Origin of the sequence: Nocardia sp. bgisy134, from assembly GCF_965341865.1 — a bacterium.
In the GTDB taxonomy this organism is placed as follows: Bacteria; Actinomycetota; Actinomycetes; order Mycobacteriales; family Mycobacteriaceae; genus Nocardia.
On sequence record NZ_CBDQZP010000012.1, the window covers coordinates 120,620 to 138,938 of the forward strand.

The 18,319-nt window shown below is 69.5% G+C and carries 15 protein-coding genes; 5 read left to right on the forward strand and 10 right to left on the reverse strand.

Going from position 1 to position 18,319, the window contains the following annotated elements; genetic code table 11:
- Positions 1 to 80 precede the first annotated feature (80 nt).
- Positions 81 to 998, reverse strand: a complete 918-nt coding sequence (locus tag ACRWNM_RS21785; protein WP_431969899.1) for an NAD-dependent epimerase/dehydratase family protein — start codon at positions 996 to 998, stop codon at positions 81 to 83.
- A 131-nt stretch (positions 999 to 1,129) separates the two neighbouring features.
- Here ACRWNM_RS21785 and ACRWNM_RS21790 point away from each other — a divergent pair, with 131 nt between their 5' ends.
- A complete protein-coding gene (locus tag ACRWNM_RS21790) occupies positions 1,130 to 2,104 on the forward strand; it encodes a GlxA family transcriptional regulator (RefSeq protein WP_431969900.1) in 975 nt (324 codons plus the stop codon).
- A gap of 96 nt (positions 2,105 to 2,200) precedes the next feature.
- Here the strand turns inward: ACRWNM_RS21790 and ACRWNM_RS21795 are convergent, their stop codons facing one another.
- The 6 genes from ACRWNM_RS21795 to ACRWNM_RS21820 all read right to left on the reverse strand — a co-directional run bounded on the left by ACRWNM_RS21795 (position 2,201) and on the right by ACRWNM_RS21820 (position 10,410).
- The gene (locus ACRWNM_RS21795) at positions 2,201 to 4,411 is read right to left on the reverse strand and encodes an MMPL family transporter (RefSeq protein ID WP_431969901.1); all 2,211 of its coding nucleotides are present in this window, start codon (positions 4,409 to 4,411) and stop codon (positions 2,201 to 2,203) included.
- 117 nt (positions 4,412 to 4,528) lie between these two features.
- Complete coding sequence (locus ACRWNM_RS21800; RefSeq protein WP_431969902.1) at positions 4,529 to 6,067, reverse strand: bifunctional 3-(3-hydroxy-phenyl)propionate/3-hydroxycinnamic acid hydroxylase; 1,539 nt, start codon at positions 6,065 to 6,067, stop codon at positions 4,529 to 4,531.
- Positions 6,064 to 6,420, reverse strand: a complete 357-nt coding sequence (locus ACRWNM_RS21805) for a DoxX family protein (protein ID WP_431969903.1) — start codon at positions 6,418 to 6,420, stop codon at positions 6,064 to 6,066. Before ACRWNM_RS21805 ends, ACRWNM_RS21800 begins: the two co-directional genes overlap by 4 nt.
- Positions 6,417 to 8,327 carry an acyl-CoA synthetase gene (locus ACRWNM_RS21810; RefSeq protein ID WP_431969904.1) on the reverse strand — a complete coding sequence of 637 codons (1,911 nt, stop codon included), beginning with the start codon at positions 8,325 to 8,327 and terminating at the stop codon, positions 6,417 to 6,419. Before ACRWNM_RS21810 ends, ACRWNM_RS21805 begins: the two co-directional genes overlap by 4 nt.
- On the reverse strand, positions 8,324 to 9,280 hold the full coding sequence (locus ACRWNM_RS21815; RefSeq protein ID WP_431969905.1) for a fumarylacetoacetate hydrolase family protein: 957 nt from the start codon (positions 9,278 to 9,280) through the stop codon (positions 8,324 to 8,326). Before ACRWNM_RS21815 ends, ACRWNM_RS21810 begins: the two co-directional genes overlap by 4 nt.
- Positions 9,277 to 10,410, reverse strand: a complete 1,134-nt coding sequence (locus tag ACRWNM_RS21820) for a VOC family protein (protein ID WP_431969906.1) — start codon at positions 10,408 to 10,410, stop codon at positions 9,277 to 9,279. The genes ACRWNM_RS21815 and ACRWNM_RS21820 overlap by 4 nt, the downstream gene beginning before the upstream one ends.
- Positions 10,411 to 10,541: 131 nt before the next feature.
- Between ACRWNM_RS21820 and ACRWNM_RS21825 the strand changes: the two genes are divergently transcribed.
- Together ACRWNM_RS21825 and ACRWNM_RS21830 are read left to right on the forward strand one after the other, a co-directional pair.
- Entirely contained in the window at positions 10,542 to 11,204 is a 663-nt protein-coding gene (locus ACRWNM_RS21825) for a TetR/AcrR family transcriptional regulator (RefSeq protein WP_431969907.1), read from the forward strand.
- 89 nt (positions 11,205 to 11,293) lie between these two features.
- Positions 11,294 to 12,028 carry a GTP pyrophosphokinase gene (locus ACRWNM_RS21830; RefSeq protein ID WP_431969908.1) on the forward strand — a complete coding sequence of 245 codons (735 nt, stop codon included), beginning with the start codon at positions 11,294 to 11,296 and terminating at the stop codon, positions 12,026 to 12,028.
- 51 nt (positions 12,029 to 12,079) lie between these two features.
- Here the strand turns inward: ACRWNM_RS21830 and ACRWNM_RS21835 are convergent, their stop codons facing one another.
- Positions 12,080 to 12,463, reverse strand: coding sequence for a winged helix-turn-helix transcriptional regulator (locus ACRWNM_RS21835; protein ID WP_431970017.1), 384 nt, complete (start codon positions 12,461 to 12,463; stop codon positions 12,080 to 12,082).
- Between the two features lie 78 nt (positions 12,464 to 12,541).
- On the opposite strand from ACRWNM_RS21835, the gene ACRWNM_RS21840 reads away from it, so the two are divergent.
- Complete coding sequence (locus ACRWNM_RS21840; protein ID WP_431969909.1) at positions 12,542 to 13,189, forward strand: nitroreductase family protein; 648 nt, start codon at positions 12,542 to 12,544, stop codon at positions 13,187 to 13,189.
- Positions 13,190 to 13,213: 24 nt separating this feature from the next.
- Here ACRWNM_RS21840 and ilvD read toward each other — a convergent pair whose 3' ends face one another.
- Together ilvD and ACRWNM_RS21850 are read right to left on the reverse strand one after the other, a co-directional pair.
- Positions 13,214 to 14,920: a dihydroxy-acid dehydratase gene (gene ilvD, locus ACRWNM_RS21845; RefSeq protein WP_431969910.1), complete on the reverse strand. Its 1,707-nt coding sequence runs from the start codon at positions 14,918 to 14,920 to the stop codon at positions 13,214 to 13,216.
- Positions 14,921 to 15,025: 105 nt separating this feature from the next.
- On the reverse strand, positions 15,026 to 16,897 hold the full coding sequence (locus ACRWNM_RS21850) for a hypothetical protein (protein ID WP_431969911.1): 1,872 nt from the start codon (positions 16,895 to 16,897) through the stop codon (positions 15,026 to 15,028).
- Positions 16,898 to 17,270: 373 nt separating this feature from the next.
- Here ACRWNM_RS21850 and ACRWNM_RS21855 point away from each other — a divergent pair, with 373 nt between their 5' ends.
- A complete protein-coding gene (locus ACRWNM_RS21855) occupies positions 17,271 to 18,182 on the forward strand; it encodes a cutinase family protein (RefSeq protein ID WP_431969912.1) in 912 nt (303 codons plus the stop codon).
- Positions 18,183 to 18,319 lie beyond the last annotated feature (137 nt).

Sequence of the window (18,319 nt, forward strand, 5' to 3'; positions counted from 1 at the left end):
CCCCGCTCCAGCGTATCGCTCACCCACCGGCGAATGGATGGCAAATGGCGTGCGGCGAGCAGCGGCCGCCCGAGCTCACCTCATCGCTCCGGGACCGCCATCTCGGCCAGGACCACGTCGATCGGGGTCGGTGTGACATTCAATGTCGTCGCTGTCGATGACGCGTCGAGGATGTTGGGCCGGTCGTACAGGTACAGCATCTCCGGGAACTCCGCCATGATCGAGTCCGTCCTGCCGATTTCCTCGAGCTCGGCCCTCGTCATGCGATTCAGGCGCGGCTCGGGCGCGCCTGCCGCCGCGGCCAGGTGTGTCGCCAGTTCGCGCACCGACTCCTCAGCGCTGGACGGCACGAGCCAGGCGCGGCCCCAGGATTGTTCGTGGCTCGCTGCGGCGACGAGCGTGCGCGCCGCGTCACCGGTGTAGGTCCAACTGTGCGGGGCATCGAGGTCCCCGGGGTAGAAGGCGGGCGAACCTGCCAGCACGTGCGCACCCACCATGAGAGTGAACGGCGAGTAGGCGCGTGCGCCCAGGAAGTCGCTGGCCCTGATCTCGGTCACCCGCACCCGGCCTGCCTCGTAGGCCGCGCGCGCGTCGTGCCAAATCCGAGCCCGGACACGGCCTTTCGCGCTGGTTGCCGCCAAGGCGAGATCCTCTGTCACGGGGCCGTCCACCGGGCCATAGCCGTAGGTGTTGCCGAGCATGACGTAGTCGGCGCCGGTGCGCTCGGCCGTTGCCAGCAGGGCGGCGGCCAAGGGAGGAAAGTCGGTCGGCCAGCGATCGTAGGGCGGCATGGCGCAGTTGAACAGGGTGGCCGCGCCGCGCGTCAGCTCGGTGAGCCGCGCGGTGTCGGTGGCATCGGCGGCAACTCGCTCGATCCGCTCGTGCACCGGCCCGCTACCGCTGCGGGTGACGAGCCGGACCCGCTCGCCGGTGTCGGCCAGCAAACGGGCAGTGGCCGAGCCGGTGGCTCCGGCTCCGATGACGACGTGCAAGGACATCCCAGCTCTCCTGATTCGCGGTGGTGTGAACGGCCGCAGGCGCAACAGCCGCGCCGACGCGCCATTCAGCTTCCGCCGCAGGAGATCCGTACGATAGTGGCCCACATGCCAAACATCCGGAGGTTCGGGCCATGCACCGGGTAGCTGTTGTCGCCGTCCCGCCAGCCACGACGTTCGACCTGTCCATCCCCGAGTTGGTGCTGGGCGAGACGCTGGTCGACGGCGTCCCCGGCTATCAGGTGCGCGTCTGCGCCGCCCGTCCCGGGCCGGTCGCCACCAACGGCAGCCTGGAGATCACCGTCGCCCACGGCCTGGACGCGGTCGACGACGCCGACACCGTCATCGTCACCGGCACCGGCGCCCGCGACGACATCGACCCGCGCATCCTCGCGGTGTTGCGCCGCTCCGCCGCCGAGGGCAAGCGGATCGCCTCGATCTGCACCGGAGCTTTCGTACTCGCCGAGGCCGGGCTGCTCGACGGACGCCGGGCCACCACCTATTGGGCGAAGTCCGACGAGTTCTCCAGCCGCTTCCCCGCGGTGGACCTGCGCCCCGACGTGCTGTACGTCGAAGACGGCAACATCCTGACCTCCGCCGGACTGTCCGCGGGCATCGATCTGTGCCTGCATCTGGTGCGCAGCGACTACGGCGCCGCGACAGCCAACTCGGCGGCCCGGCTCATGGTGGCGGCGCCGGTGCGGCCGGGCGGACAAGCTCAGTTCATTCGGACACCCCTCCCGCCCGAGACCGGCATCTCCCTGGCGGCAACCCGTAGCTGGGCGCTCGCCCGCCTGCACGAGCCACTCACCCGCGCCGCCCTCGCGAACCATGCCCGCACCAGTGTTCGCACCTTGACCCGCAAGTTCCATGCGGAAACCGGCCTGAGCCCGCTCCAATGGCTGCTCCATCAGCGCGTCATCCGGGCCCAGGAGCTCCTGGAAACGACCGACTTACCGATGGACCAGGTTGCCCGCCTCAGTGGCCTCGCCACGACAGACTCTCTGCGCCAACATCTTTCGCGACGGACTGGGCTGACCCCCAGCGCGTATCGCGCCGCGTTCACCCAGAACCCGGACCGAACGTCGGAGACGAACGCGACGGTGTGAACGTTCGCGCCTTCGAAGAATCACCGTCGGCCCGTCCGCATTTCGTGCTCGAGTGCAGCCCGGCCGATACAGCGAGGAATGGGCGATCGCTCTCCCCTATCGCCGCGCGGGCGACGCCTCGGATTCGGGCCGGGAAGCCATTCGATGTTCGAGTTCGGCGCCTTCGATGTCGAGATCGGGGACGTAGCGGGCGAACCAGCGCGGGTGGTACCACATGCGGTTGCCGACGAGGGCCATGACGGCGGGCACCAGGGTCAGCCGGACGACGAAGGCGTCGAGCAGGACGCCGACGGCGAGGGTGAACGCCAGCGGTTTGACGATGGGGTTGTCGACGGTGGCGAAGGCGACGAACACAGCGAACATGATCAGCGCGGCGGCGGTGACGACGCGGGCGGAGTGCGCGACGCCGTTCTGCACCGAGGTGACCGCGTCGGCGGTGCGGGTGTGTTCCTCCTTGATCCTGGAGACGACGAAGATCTGGTAGTCGCTGGACAGGCCGAAGATGATGGCGAGGGTGATGATCGGGAGGAAGCTCAGCGTCTGCGCCTTGGTGACGCCGAAAAGTTCCGCGCCCCAGCCCCATTGGAATACGGCGACCTGTGCTCCGAGGGCGGCGAAGACCGAGAGGATGAAGCCCGCGATCGAGGACAGCGGGACCAGGATCGTGCGGAACGCGATCGTCAGCAGCACCAGCGCCAGGCCGACCACGACCGCGAGGAAGATCGGCAGCGCTTCGGCGAGCCGGTTCGAGGTGTCGATATTCGCGGCGGTGGTGCCGCCGACCAGATACGTTGCCCCGGTGCCGCTTTCGATCGCGGCGCGGTCGTCGCGCAGCCGGTTCACCAGATCGGCGGTGGCCGGGTCGTCGGGGCCGGTCTTGGGGACGACCTGGATCAGCATCAGACCGTCCCCGGTGCCCGCGGGCTGCACCGCGGCCACGCCGGGTTCCTGTCGCAGCCTGCCCATGAGCGTTTGCGCCGCGTCCGGGCCGGTGGCTCGCGACAGGTCGGTCACCACCAGCAGCGGCCCGTTGAAGCCGGGGCCGAACGACTTCTCGACCAGGTCGTAGGCCTTGTGGGCGGTGCTCGAGTCCGGTTGCGTCGCGCCACTGGGCAACCCGAGTTCCATGCGGGAGACGGGGATCGCCAGGGCGACGAGCAGCGCGACGCCGAGAATCAGCAGCGGGATACGGAATCTCGTGACGAATCGTCCCCACGAGTGCCCGAATGTGCGCTCGGGCTCGTAGGCGGCGATGCGCGCGATCTCCTCCGGCCGTCCCGGGTGCAGCGGCGGCGAGATGAACCGGGCGACGGTGTCCCCGGCGAACATGAGCAGGGCGGGCAGCAGCGTCAGCGCGACGAGCATGGCCACCAGCACCGCGCCCGCCGCGGTCAGACCCATGACGGTGAGGAACGGGATGTTCGCCACCGTCAGCCCGCACAGCGCGATGATCACGGTGACCGCCGCGAACACCACCGAACTGCCCGCGGTCCCGACGGCGAGTGGAACCGATTCCGCCGCGGCCATTCCCAGCACGATATGGTGCCGGTGCCGCGACAGAACGAACAGCGCGTAGTCGATGCCGCAGGAGAGGCCGAGCATCAAAGCCAGCGACGTCGCCGCCGAGGGCACGTCGACGAACGCGGCGACCCCGAGAATTCCGGTGAGTCCGATACCGACGCCGACCAGCGCGGTGACGATGGGCAGGCCCGCCGCGACCGCCGCGCCGAAGGTGATCAGCAGAATGATCAACGCCGCGATGACGCCGAGAAGCTCTGGCGTATGCGGTATTTCGGCGGTTAAGCCCGGATAGACCGCACCGGAGAACTCCACGTCGAGTCCCGCTTCCCGCGCGGGATCGGCGACGCGGTCCACCCCTTCGAGTGTGTCCTCGGCGACCTCCCCCGCCGACACCGAGAACTGCACGCTGCCCAGCGCGACGCGCTGATCCGGCGACACCGCCTTGGCCTGGAACGGGTCGACGACCGCCGCGACCTGCGGCAGCCCGCGCAACCCCGCCATCACCTGCTCGATCTGACCGGCGACCTGCTGGTCGGTCACCTTGGCCAGACCGGGCGTGGCGAAGACCACCTGCATATGCGCGCCACTGAACGCCGGCATCCGCTGGTGCAGCAACGACACGGCATCCTGCGATTCGGTGCCGGGGACGGCGAAGTTGTCGTTCGTCTTGCCGCCGGTCCCGGCGGCGAAGCAGACCGCACCGACCAGCAGCACGATCCAGATCACCAGCACCCACCAGCGGCGATGGACTACGACCCGCCCGAGCGCGAACAGATACCGAGACATGCGGATCCTCTCACCGAGCCAGCGAGCGACGGAGCGACTGACGCACTACTGGCACGATAACACGAGAAGTGATGATTTCCTCAAAAACGTAGTAATAGTCAGCTACCCTTCGCGCGCTCAGGCTCGATCGTCGGGCGCGAATCGCGGCGCCGCCGCGCACAGGGCGGACGCGTTCGCTCCCCAGCTCTGCACGGCTCCGTCCGGCCGGACCAGGGCCGCCGACGCGCGGCCGTGCCGAAGCCGGCGGTGCCGAAGCCAGCGGTGCAGAGCCGTCCCCGGCACCGCGCGAAGCACGACACCGCCGCGGCGCTCGATCCGGTTCTTGTCGGCCTGCGGCAGGTCGGCCGTCGTGAGGATCGCGAAGCGTCCCGCGATGAGGTCGTCGACCCGGCGCCCGTCGGGGAGGCGATCGTTCGGCGGCAGCCGACCGGCGAGGCCGCGCCGCAGCAGCGGCGCGACCACCAGATCGGAACGGCGCAGCGGCGGGGATTCGCCGCTGGTGACCGTGCGGGCGAGGCCGGGCACGCGAGGTAGCCGCGGTGCGATCAGGCCGCGCAGCCGGTTGCCGAGCTCGCCGCCTGCGGTCATGGCCATGCCCGTGAGCTGGGCCAGCCGGATCATCGCGCGCGCGTGCGGTTTTCGCTCGGTCTCGTAGGTGTCGAGCACGCCTTCCGGGAGCTCACCGCGCAGCACCCCGGCCAGTTTCCAGGTGAGATTCGCGGCGTCGCGCAGACCGGCGCCCATGCCTTGGCCGATGAACGGCGGTGTCAGGTGAGCGGCGTCGCCGAGCAGGAACACCCGTCCCGCGCGCCAGTGATCGGCGAGCTGGGCGCGGAAGGTGTATTCGGCGACCCGCACCAGCTCGAGGCGCTCGAACGCGGCGGTGTCGACCCACGGCGCGATGAGCGGTCGCAGCGGGGACAGATCGCGGAAATCGGCGGCGGTCTCGCCGGGGCGAAGGCGAAATTCCCACCGGTAGCGGGTCTTTCCGATGCGCATGTAGGTGGCTGCGCGCGTCGGGTCGCAGACCTGGTGGACGCCTTCCCAGTGGCCGAGGTCCGCCGTCGTGGCGATGTCGACGACGAGCCAACGCTGCGCGAATCGCAGATCCCGCATCCGCGCGCCGATCGCGCCGCGGACGAGACTGTTGGCCCCGTCGCAGCCGAGCAGGTATCCGGCGCGCACCGATTCGGTTCGCCCCGTCGCCCGGTCGGTGAAATCGACTCGGACGCCGCCGCTTTCCTCGGTCACGGCGGCGACTTCGGCGTTGCTCCGCAGGGTCGCCTCCGGGTAGCGGCGCAGGTTGGCGCGCAGGATCGCTTCCAGTTCCGGCTGGTCGAACAGGTTCGCCTCCGGGTGCCCGTTGCGACCACCGGCCGGGTCGCGATCGAATTGCGCCAGCACCCGCCGATCGGGATCGAGCAGCCGCAAACCCAGCGCGGGCCGGGAGATCGCGTCGAATTCCTCGCCGACGCCGAGCCGGCCGACGATCCGGCGGATCTCGCCGTCGAGGTGGACCCCGCGCGGCTGTGGATACACGCCCTCCCACCGTTCCAGGATCAGCGACTCGATCCCGTACTGCGCCAGCAAGGTGGCCGCGGTGAGCCCGGTCGGGCCCGCGCCGACGAGCACGACCGGAATCGTGCGCGCGGTCACGGGGAAACCCCGGCGAGAGTGACCACGTAGCCGACGGCGACGAGCGCGGTCGCGGCCGCGGGCGCGATCTCGGGTACGCCGTCGCCGTTGCGGAGATGGGTGACGACTGCGCCCGCCATCAGCAGCGTCAGCCCCGTGCCCGCCGCGATACCGGTCCACGGCAGAACGAAACCGAGCAGCACGCCACCGGCGGCGGCGATTTCGAGTGCGCCGATTCCCCGGTAGGCGGTCGTCGTGAAGCCGAGATGCTCGGCGCGTTCGCGCATCGGGGCGAGCGCGAGCAGCTTGGCAGCCCCGAAGAACAGGAACTCTGCCGCCAGCAGGCCCGCGAGTACCGTGGAGACGATTGTCATTGCACCACCACTTTCCAGCTGATCGCGTAGCGGCCGAGGACGGTCTCGACGTCCTGCTCGTCCGCGGCGGATTCGAGTTCGACCGTCGCGACGACCGCGCCGTCCGCGACCTCGGCCGTGACGCCGCGCAGTCCGGCGATCCCTGCGAGGGCCTCGAGCAGTTCGCGGCGGGTCGCGTCGGCGCGCAGACCGAGCTTGTAGGGCTTGCCGACGTCGGTGACCGGCAGCGCGTCGAGGACGGTGACCGTCTTGGGTGCGGCGGCCCGCTCGTGTACCCGGTCGGCGGTCCACTCCACCAACTCCGATCCGGTGACGTCCGCACCTGCGGTGATGACGACATACGCGACCGGGACTTCACCGGCGTGTACATCCGGGCGGCCGACCGCACCGGCCGCCGCGACCTGCGGGTGAGCCAGCAGGGCGTCCTCGATGGTCGAGGGGTCGATGTTGTGGCCGCCGCGGATGATCAGGTCCTTGGCGCGACCGTGCAGGTGGATGAAGCCGTCCTGGTCGATGTGGGCCAGATCGCCGGTGTCCAGCCAGCCGTCGACCAGCGTGCCCAGCCCGTCGGTGACGTGGCCGTGCTGGTCCCGGCCGGTCACGTACCCGGCGAAAACCGTTGGGCCGCTGATCACCAGCACACCGGCCGCTCCCGCGGGCAGCCTCACCCACGACCCGTCCCCGGTGATGCGCACGATCTCGACGCGTTGATAAGGCATCCGCTGTCCCACCGCGCCCGGTCGCGGCGCATCCGGGAAGCTGCGCGCCGACGCGCAGGTCGCTTCGGTGAGGCCGTAGCCCTCTACGAGGGTCACGCCGGTGTGTGCCTGGAAGTTCTCGCGCACCGCGGTCGGCAGCGGCGACGCGCCGACCATCGCGTAGCGCAGGCTGGAGATGTCCGCGCCGATCGGGCACTGCGCGAGCACGGCGTACACGGTCGGCACCGCGCTCATGGCGGCGATCTCGTAGTGCGCCACGATGTTCCAGAACTCCGCGTAGAGGGTGAAGTCGCGGTAGCCGAGCGGTCCGGCCCACACCACCGACTGACCGCGGAACATCGGCGCGAGCAGCGTGACGACCAGGGCGTTGACGTGGAACAGCGGCAGCGCGGCGAAGACGACCGCGTCCTCGTCCAGCAGGGAGTTGGCGGCGATCATCCACGCGTTGGCGACCTCACCGGAGTGCCGGTGCGCGGCCAGCTTCGGCACGCCCGTGGTGCCACCGGTGTGGAACAGCGCGGCCAGATCCGAGGGCACGGGCGGGATACCGACGAATCGGGACGAATCTTGTTCTCCGGCAAGGAGATCGAGGTAGCCGACCCGGATACCGGCGATCGCGGGCAGCTCGGGCGCCTCGTGCGCCGCAGCGGTGGGGCGCAGCACCAGCAGCGCGTCCACGAGGCCTCGCGCGGCCAGGTGACGGGCGGATGCCCAACTGTCGGCGGCGAGTTCGGGCCCGGCGACGATCAGGATCCGTGCACCGGAGCGGCCGAGCAACTTGGCGATGTGATCACGCGAGAGGCCACCATTGATCGGCGCGGCGATGCCCGCCAGCTGCGCGGCGAGGGTGGCGGGAATCAGCTCGGCGCAATTGGGCGCGATGAGCGCGACCGCGCCGCCGCGGCGCACGCCGAGTTCGTGCAGCAGGTTCGCGTACCGGTGCACGTCGGCGAGCAGTTCGGCGTAGCTGCGCCGCAACGGTTCCCGCCAGCGCGCGGCCTCGGGCAGCACCGTCAGCGCGTTGCGCTCCGGCCACCGGGTCGCGGCGCGGACGAGCAGAGCGTAGGTCGATTCGGGCAGACCGCGCTGCTCCAAGGGAACGGATTCGATGGCGGCCAAGTCCTCCGGCCCGGCGTAGCGGGGCCAGAGCAGGTCTTCGGCCGCGGCCTCGAGCGTTGTCTCGGTCACCGGGCGTACCTCACGACAGTGCGCTGGCGGCCGAGATCGATGGCGCCGTCGTCGGTGCCGATCGCGGCCTCGACCACATCGCCGTCCTTCAGGTACTTCGGATTCTTGGCCTGGCCTTGGAAGAACAGCTTCCACTTGACCGCGGACGGCAGCAGGTTCGCGACGAACTGCACCGCCTTGGGCGGGGCGCTGATGGCCGTGCCGATCGGCGTTCCGGTCAGCAGCAGATCACCGGAGTCCATCCGCTGGAAGCGCGTCAGTTCGCGCAGCGTCTCGACCGGCCGGTAGATCATGTCGGCGACCGTCATATCTTGACGGACTTCACCGTTGACCCACAGCCGCAGCCGCAGGTCGGTGAACCGCTTCAGTTCGTCGGCGTCGAGCAGCACCAGCGCCGGTCCGACCGGAGTGAACGTCGGATACGACTTCGCCTCGTAGAACTGGGTTTTCGGCAGCTGGACATCACGGGCGGAGATATCGTTGGTGACCACGAGGCCCGCGATATAGTCGGCGAGGCGCTCCGCGTCGATCGGCGAGCCGACCGGCATTTCGCGGCCGAAGACGAGGCCGATCTCCACTTCGTAGTCGAGCAGGCGCACGTGGGCGGGCCGGACGACGTCGTCGTGGGGGCCGCTGATCGATCCGGAGGTCTTGCGGAAGAACGTCAGCGGCACGGTCTCCGGGTCCAGGCCGGAGTCCTTCACGTGCGAGGCGAAGTTCGTCATCTGCGCCACCACCCGGCACGGTGCGGTCACCGGTGAGATCAGCGAAAGGCTCTCCACCGCAACGACATCTGTACTGGCGGCGGCCGCGGCGATGGCGTCACGGTCGGCGAGCAGCTCCCGCGTGGTCGTCGCGGCGGTCTCGATGCGGGCCGCACCCCGCTCCAGCACATCGTCTCGGCGCGTCCGCACCCACCAGGCGTCGGCGGTGCGAAGGACGGAAAGGGTCATGACTTGGCTCCCTTCAACAGGCCGCGCAGGCGGCGGAGATCGAATTCGTTGTCCTCACACAGCGCGTCGGCGATCGCGCGCAGTTCCCGCAGCGATTCGGCTCCGGGCGCGAGGCCGAGGAAGTCCTTGGTGGCGGGCGGACCCCACTGCGCGAGACCGGAGGCGCTCATCGGCGCCCAACCCGGCTCCAGGGTGGAGTCGAACATGTCGCCGTCGCTGAAGTGCTCGACCATGAAGCCGTCCGGATCGCGCCAGTAGTCGAAGATCTGGCTGCCCTGGATGTGGCGGCCGATCCCCCACGACCGGTGGTAGCCGCGTTCGCGCAGGTATTCGCCGCCCGCGGCGAGCGCGTCCAGATCGGCGACCTGGTACGCCGAGTGCACGTACCGGTTGGACGGTCCCAGCGTGAGCGCGAGCGTGTGGTGATCGGCCGGAGTGGCGCCACGGTCGCAGCGGATGAAGCTCATCACCGGCCCACGCTCCCGCTGGCCCGGGTAGTAGAGGAAGTCGCTGACGATCATGCCGAGGTTGCGCAGGTACCAGTCCAGCGTTTCCCGGTACTTGGTCGTCTGCACGACGACGTGCCCGAGCCGCTGCACTCGCGCGGGGATTCGCGGCGGACGCTGCGTGCCGTTGATGCGCACCACCTCGTGGCCGAGATTGAACGCGTGCGGCCGCTGCGGCGACAGCGCGGGCAGCTCGTGCGTCTCGGCGACGACCCGGACGCGCAACCCGCTCGGGTCGACCAGCTCGACCCCGAGCCCGCCCAGCGACTCCGGCAGCGGAGTCACCCGCGCGTCCATGGCCTGCGCAAGCCGCAGCAGGTCAGCGGAGTCGGCGGCCAGAAATGCTGGACCGATGAAGCGCGACCGGGGACCGCGGCGGACGAGCACGCAGGGCGAGCCGGGGTCGGTGCCGCGCAACCGCACCTCGTCGGCCGTCCGGCCCGCGGTCGTGAAACCGAATGCGTGCGCGAAGGTTTCGGCGCGCTCCAGGTCCGGCTTCGCGAATTCCAGCCACGCCAGATCGAGCACCTTCACCACCGGGTTGCCCGCGCGGCCCGGATGCTCGCCCGCCAACGCGCCGCGCGCGCTGTGCAGCCCTCTGTGCACATCGTGATGGCCGCTCATCGACCACTCCCTTCCACTTACTGACGATATCGTCACTCACGAACGAGTAGTCAGTCAAGAGGTTCTGACAAATTCGTCAATACTGACCGGACCGCTACGATGGCGTGCGAAGACGTCAGGGAGGAACAGCGATGACCGCGCAGACCGGCTCGGAACCCAACCGCCTCGAGCGGCGCAAGGCGCGAACCCGCGCGGCGCTCGTGAGCGCGGCGCAGGCATTGCTGGCGGAGGGGAAGCTCAACGTGCCGATCCTCGAGATCACGCAGGCGGCCGACGTCGGCATGGGGTCGTTCTACAACCACTTCCACAGCAGGGAGGAGCTGTACCAGGCTGCCATCGAGGAGGCGCTGGACCAGCACGGCGCACTGCTCGACGTGCTGTGCGAGGACATGGACGACCCGGCCCAGGTGTTCGCGCAGAGCTTCCGGCTCACCGGCCGCCTGCACCGGCTCAACCCCACCCTCAGCAAGGTCCTGCTCAACGACGGACTCAATCTCGCGAGGTCGAGCAGGGGGCTCGCACCGCGAGCCCGTCGCGACATCGAGGCGGCGGTCCGCGCGGGCCGCTTCCACGTCGGCGACCCGGAACTGGCCATGACCATCGTGACCGGCGCCGCCCTGTGCCTCGGCCAGCTGCTTCACGACCGCCCCGAACGCGACGACGCCGAGGCCGCCGACCAGGTGACCGAGGACCTGCTCCGGATGTTCGGCCTGCCCGCCGACGAAGCCCGCGAGATCTGCGCGCGACCGCTGCCGATCTTCGCCGCGGCACCCCGGGACGATTCCGCCGCCTGAGGCGCGGTGGCCGCTCAGCTACGTCTCAGCCCTCGGTGGCAGACTGTCGGAGAGAGACGACAGCTTCGAATCAGCGGGATGCGGATGTGATGGATTCACCGAACATTGTGCGTGACGACGACCTGGCTCATTTTCGCACCGAATTCTCCCGCTTCATGATGTCGTACCAATTCGTCATATCCGAGTTGATGACCAAGATCAATATCTTGAAAGACGAATTCACCTACATCCACAAGTACAGCCCGATCGAGCACGTCCGGTCGCGGCTGAAGTCCCCGGAGAGCATTCTGCACAAGCTGCAGCGCAAGGACATACCGGTCACGCTGCCCGACATCAGGAAGAACATCGTCGACATCGCCGGTGTGCGCATCACCTGCAGCTTCATCCAAGACACCTATCGGATCGCGGACATGCTCACCAGCCAGTCCGACGTCACCGTCACCGAGGTGCGCGACTACATCGCCAACCCGAAGCCCAACGGCTACAAGAGCCTGCACATTCTGCTCGAGCTGCCGGTGTTCATGAGCGACCGCGTCGAGTACGTGCCCGCGGAACTCCAGATCCGGACCATCGCCATGGATTTCTGGGCCAGTCTCGAACACAAGATCTACTACAAATACGGCGGCGACATTCCGGAGGAATTGCTCGCCGAACTCACCGACGCCGCGGACGCCGCGAACCGGCTCGACATGCGGATGGAACACCTCCACGAGCGGGTCGCCGCCTCACGCCTCAGCGCGCCCGGCGAGGAAGGCGTGATCCCGCTACCCACCCCACTCGAACTGATCGAGTCCCTCGCGCGGCAACACCACCTGAGCAGCTAGCGCGCCACCCACGGCCGGAGTTGGGCCGATGCGGCGTGGCCGCGCCTGGCCTCACTGCGCTGCGGACTGCCGCGTGACCATCCGGCGGGCCCGTTCGATGTCGTTGATGTTCCGCTCGGCCCACTGGCGCAGGGCGGTGACCGGCTCGGCCAGGCTGCGGCCGAGGTCGGTGAGCTCGTATTCGACACGCGGGGGAATCGTGGGATGCACTGTGCGGGTGAGGAATCCGTCGCTCTCCAGGCTGCGCAAGGTTTGGGTCAGCATCTTCTGAGAGACGCCGCCGATGCGGCGCGACAGGTCGGTGTAGCGCATGGCGCCCTGCTGGAGGAGGGCGTCGATCACCAGCACCGTCCACTTGCCCGCGATGTGGTCGAGGACCTGGCGGGTGGGGCACTTGGCGGAGTACACATCGGCGGGCAGACCCGATGATTCCACGATCGTCACACCCAGGAGAGTAGCGCACCAATTAGTGCCCTCTTCCCAATGGAGAGTCACTCTTCAATAGTTAGTGTCATGATCAAGACGCTTTCGGTCGCCGACGCGATCCGCACCCGCCGCACCGTCCGCCATTACCTGCCCGATCCAGTGCCCGCCGCCCACCTCGACACCCTTCTCGACTTGGCGATGCAAGCGCCGTCGAGCTGGAACCTGCAGGACCGGTCCATCGTGGTGGTCGCCGATACCGCGGGGCGGGAGGGCCTGACCTGGGCCACCGGCGGTCAGCCGCAGCCGCAGGAAGCGCCGGTCGTGCTCGTGTTCGTCGCCGAGCCGCACGCGTGGCGGGCGGACAGATCCGATGTCTACGAACAGGCGCGCCGCAACGGGGCGTGGAGCGACGAGTTCATCACCGGATTCTCCGCCGCCGCCACCGAGTTCCAGCAGGGCCTGACCGAACGCGGTCTCGACCGCGAATACGCGGTGAAGGACGCCATGATCGCCGCGACGTACGTCATGCTGGCCGCCACCGAACTCGGGCTGGCCACCTCGCCGATGAACGGCTGGGACGAGGACAGGGTGAAGAAGACGATCGGCATCGAGGACCGCGCCGACCTCGCCATCGCCCTGCTCATGTCCATCGGCTACGCCGCCGAGGAACGGATCCACCCGGGACGCAGGTCCCTGGACCGCACCGTCTTCCGCGGCCGCTATCGGGCCGCGTGAGCCGCGGCCCCGCGGGCTGACCCGTCAGTCGCAGACCGCGCCGCCCGAGGCCGAGCCGACCAGCTTCGTGTACTTCGCCAGCACACCGCGGGTATAGCGGGGCGGCAACGGTTTCCAGCCGTCGCGGCGGCGCGCGAGTTCGCTGTCGTCGACCTGGACGTCGAGGGTGCCCGCGGCGACGTCGAGGCGGATGCGGTCACCGTCGCGCACGAACGCGATGGGCCCGCCGTCGACGGCTTCCGGGGCGACGTGCCCGACGCACAGACCCGTGGTGCCGCCCGAGAACCGTCCGTCGGTCAGCAGCAGTACGTCCTTGCCGAGGCCCGCGCCCTTGATGGCGGCGGTGATGGCCAGCATCTCGCGCATTCCCGGACCGCCCTTGGGGCCCTCGTACCGGATGACGACCACGTCCCCCGCCGTGATCGTGCCGTCCTCCAGTGCGTCCATCGCGGACCGTTCGCGGTCGAAAACCCTTGCTGTGCCGGTGAATACATCGGAATCGAAGCCCGCCGACTTGACCACGGCGCCCTCGGGCGCGAGTGTTCCCCTGAGGATGGTGATGCCGCCGGTGGGATGGATCGGCGCGGCCATCGCGCGGATCACCTTGCCGTCGGGATCCGGCGGCGTGATCTCGGCCAGGTTCTCCGCCACCGTCCGCCCCGTCACCGTCAAGCAGTCGCCGTGCAGCAATCCGGCGTCGAGCAGCGCCTTCATCATCACCGGCACGCCGCCGATCCGGTCCACGTCGGTCATCACGTGCCTGCCGAAAGGCTTGACGTCGGCCAAGTGCGGCACCCGGCGGCCGATGCGGGCGAAATCGTCCAGCGTCAGGTCGACGTTCGCCTCGTGCGCGATGGCCAGCAGGTGCAGCACGGCATTGGTGGAGCCGCCGAAGGCCATGACGACCGCGATCGCGTTCTCGAACGCGGGTTTGGTGAGGATGTCGGCGGGAGTGATCCCCTGCCGGATCAACTCCACCACCGCCTCGCCGCTGCGCCGGGCGTAACCGTCACGGCGGCGGTCGGTCGCGGGCGGGGCCGCGCTGCCCGGCAGCGACATACCGAGTGCCTCGGCCGCGCTGGCCATGGTGTTGGCGGTGTACATGCCGCCGCAGGCGCCCTCGCCGGGACAGATCGCGCGCTCGATGGCGTCCACGTCCTCGCGGCTCATCAGCCCGCGGGCACACGCGCCGACCGCTTCGAACGCGTCGATGATCGTCACCTCGCGCTCGCTGCCGTCGGAGAGTTTCGCGATCCCCGGCAGGATCGACCCCGCGTACAGGAACACGCTCGCCAGGTTCAGCCGGGCCGCCGCCATCAGCATCCCGGGCAGCGACTTGTCGCAGCCGGCCAGCAGCACCGAACCGTCGAGCCGCTCGGCCTGCATCACGGTCTCGACACTGTCGGCGATCACCTCCCGCGACACCAGGGAGAAATGCATCCCCTCGTGTCCCATGGAGATGCCGTCGGACACCGAGATGGTGCCGAACTGCATCGGAAAGCCGCCACCGGCGAACACGCCGTCCTTGCACCCCCTGGCGAGCCGTTCCAGCGACAGATTGCACGGGGTGATCTCGTTCCACGAGGACGCCACCCCCACCTGGGGCTTCTCCCAGTCCGCATCACCCATGCCGACCGCTCGCAGCATCCCGCGCGCGGCGGACCTCTCCAAGCCGTCGGTGACGTCACGACTACGCGGCTTGAGATCGGAGACCTTCGGATTCTCGGGCACGATTCCCCATCATTCCCGTTCTCTCCCGATTCCGGCGGCGACCACGCCGAACCGCCGTCGATCCCGTGAGAACGCGGCGGCCGCAATCGACAGCCGTCATCGATTTCAGTAGTCGTACGACGCCACACCGACCGGGCCCACGCCGACGCACAGTGCGAGACCCGTTGTGTAGGAACCTATTCGGAGGCTCGATCCGCCGCCGACGACGCGCACGTACACGGTGTGCACCCCGGCTTCGACCGGGACGACGACCGGTCGGCCGTGCTCGAGGCCGACCGTGATGCGGCCGTCTCGATCGGCGAGATAGTTCAGCTGCGCGGTCCAGTTGTTGTCGAGCATGGGGCCGTCCAGCGGGAGTTCGGCCGGCGTCGAGCCCGCGATGCGGTAGTCGCAGGCGGGGTCGGGACCGGGACGGATGTGCCGGTTCCACCAGACGACCGCGTCCACGATCTCGCCCGTATCGGTGATCATGCGCAGCCGGGGAGTCGAGTCGGCGAACGCGCCGGGCCGCGCGACGGGCGCGAGCACCCGATCGGCGAGATTCCGCGGATAGGCGTAGGGGGCCAGGACTTCCCATGGCACCTCCTGCTCCAGCATCGGTGTGTCCTGCGCGCCGAGCGCGGCGGTGACATTGGTGAGGTAGGTCCGGGTCGGGCTCACGGCCCACGACCGCGCGAACGTCGCCGAGGACCACAGGCTGCTCACCACGAACACCACCGTGAGCCCCACCAGCGCGGGCGCGGCCACCCGCCGCCGTCCCGCCCACGCCGACGAACAACGCGGGTTCGATTCGCGAGGACGCGCACGGAGCACCAGCGCCCCGGCCAGGGCCATCACCACCGCGACGTCGGCCAGATACCGCAGGGATTGCATGATCTCGGTGGCGGTGTGCGGACCGCTGCGGATCAGCGCCAGCGGCAACTGCGCCACCACCACGTAGACCGCGACCGTCACCAGGACCGCCGCCACCCGCCGACGCGCCGACAGCGCGATCACCGCCAGCGCGCCGAGGACGACCCACGCCGCGGCGACCGCCCAGCCCGGCGGCGCCGCCCAGGGAGTGGCGGGCAGCCACCGTTCCCACACCCACGGCCCGCCCGACAACGCGGGCACGACACCCAGCGATGTGGCGCTGCGCAAAAGCTCCCCCACATCGTGCCCGCCGCCGTGGGCCCCGACGTCCACGACGCTGAGGTAGACGCCGAGCCAGGCCGCCAGCACCACACCGGAACCGATCCACAGCGGGGCGCCGCGCCTGGCGACCGCGCCGACGACACCGCGGTGACCGTCCACGTGATGCGTCAAGGCCGCGGCGGCGAACGCCACGAACGGAACCACCACGGACTTCTCGAAGAACAGCAGCGCCACGACCAGGACGACGATCCCGGACACCGCGTACCGGCGACGCCCGGTCCGCACCAGCAGCACCGCGTCGCCTGCCACCCAGGCGAGGGCGAACTGCAACGGCACCGCGTTCAGCGCCGCCGACCACCACGCGAACGCGGGCAGCGTCAGCGGACATGCCAGATAGAGCACGAACGGCGCCAGGATCGCGCGACGCGGGCCCGCCACGGCGATCAGCATCCGCAACACCGCGAGCGAGGCCGCGAGTTGCAGGACGATCAGCGTGATCACCGGACCCGCCCACGCCAGGGGCGCCGCTCTGGTCACGACCCACGCCGTCACGAACGCCAGCGGCATGAAATGACCGTCGTGGTCGTAGAGCAGCAGATCCGCGGACAGCAGCTCGTAACGGCCCGCGCGCCCGACCAGGACGAGATCGTCCCAATAGAAGTAGCCGCGACCCGCGATCCACCCCCGCAGCGCCAGCTGGGCCACGACTAGGCAACAGGCCACCAAGATCACGGCGCGAGGACCGGCGGCGATCGGCACCGAACGCCCCCGCAGCGGGAAACTCCGCTGCGACACAGGCTCGACCGGCCTCGCACGCTCGATCGTGCGGACGCCGTCGGTCATCGCCTGCGCTCCTGTTCACGGTCATGCTTCGGGTCGGTCCGGAAATCGCTCACCGCAGTGATCGATTCCCGCGCCCAGTCTGCCCCAAACCCGGCCGCCCTCGCTCGGCCTCAGCCGTGCGCCACCACGGGACGGAGGGCGAGCTCGCACGGCGTGTCGCGTGGTGGGGCCTGCCGCCGAGCCACGGGCGTTCGCATCGACACGGTCCGGCAATCGTGAAGCATCGCCGTGCACAACCGAAATTTTCCGCCACAATATGTCTGTCCGCCCCGGACGTTTTCCGACGAACTCGTGCCTACCTGAAAGACAACGACACCCGGCGCTCGCACCGAGCGCCATCGTCCTCGCCCGCAGCGAACACACGGAGTACGCCATGTTTCCACGATGGACGAACACTGCAGCCTGCGCGGCGGCGACAGTCGCCGCCGTTCTGTCCTACGGCGCCGCCACCACCGCACAGGCGGAGCCACCGAACTGCCCGGACGTTTACGTCGTAGCGATTCCGGGCACCTGGGAGACCTCGAAATCCGAACCGGGCAAGGGGATGTTGGCCGCCGTCGCCGACGATCTGCCCGGCGATGCCTGGACCGACTACGTCGCCTACACCGCGACCGCTTTCCCCTGGGAAGGCGAGGTGTACGGCCGGTCCAAGCGCGAAGCCGTCGACGGCGCCCGCGCGCTCATCGCGGACACGGCCCAGCGCTGCGCGACGACGCGATTCGCACTGCTCGGCTACAGCCAAGGCGCGGACGCCGCCGGCGATCTCGCCGCCGAGATCGGTACCGGACTCGGCGTGGTGACGCCCGACCGGGTCGATCTCGTCGGGCTGATCGCCGATCCCCGGCGCTCCCCCACCGACACCCTCATCGGCCCCCCGGTGCCGGGCGCGGGAGCGGGCGGGCCGCGCCTGGGCGGGTTCGGCTGGCTCACCCCGCATACCTACACCTTCTGCGCCCCCGGCGACCTGTACTGCGCGACGCCGGACGGTGACTTCGCCGCCCGGATCGCCGGATTCTTCGCCCAGGTCTCCAATCCGGACCCCGCCCTGTTCGGCAACTACCAGCAGCAGGCAGGCCAGCTCATCGATGACGCCCTCGCCGCGGGCGGCTTCGGACTCCTGCACGACCAGCTCAACAACTCGGCCTACGAGGAACGCAAGCGACAGATCGACGACTTCCTCGCCTCCGGCGCCCACCAGAGCTATCCGTCCTACCGGATCGCCCCCGGAGGCGCCACTCCGCTGACCTGGTTGCGCCAGCGTCTGGTCGGACTGGCCCAGCGCTAGGCCCTTCGGTCCTGGGACGCCGGGCGGAGCATCGGCTCTGCCCGGCGTTCGTCGTTCCTGCGGCAGTCACTCGATATAGCGGCCGAGGAACAGTGACCGATCTGACCGGCCAACGCTGCCTTCTCGAATTCCAGCTC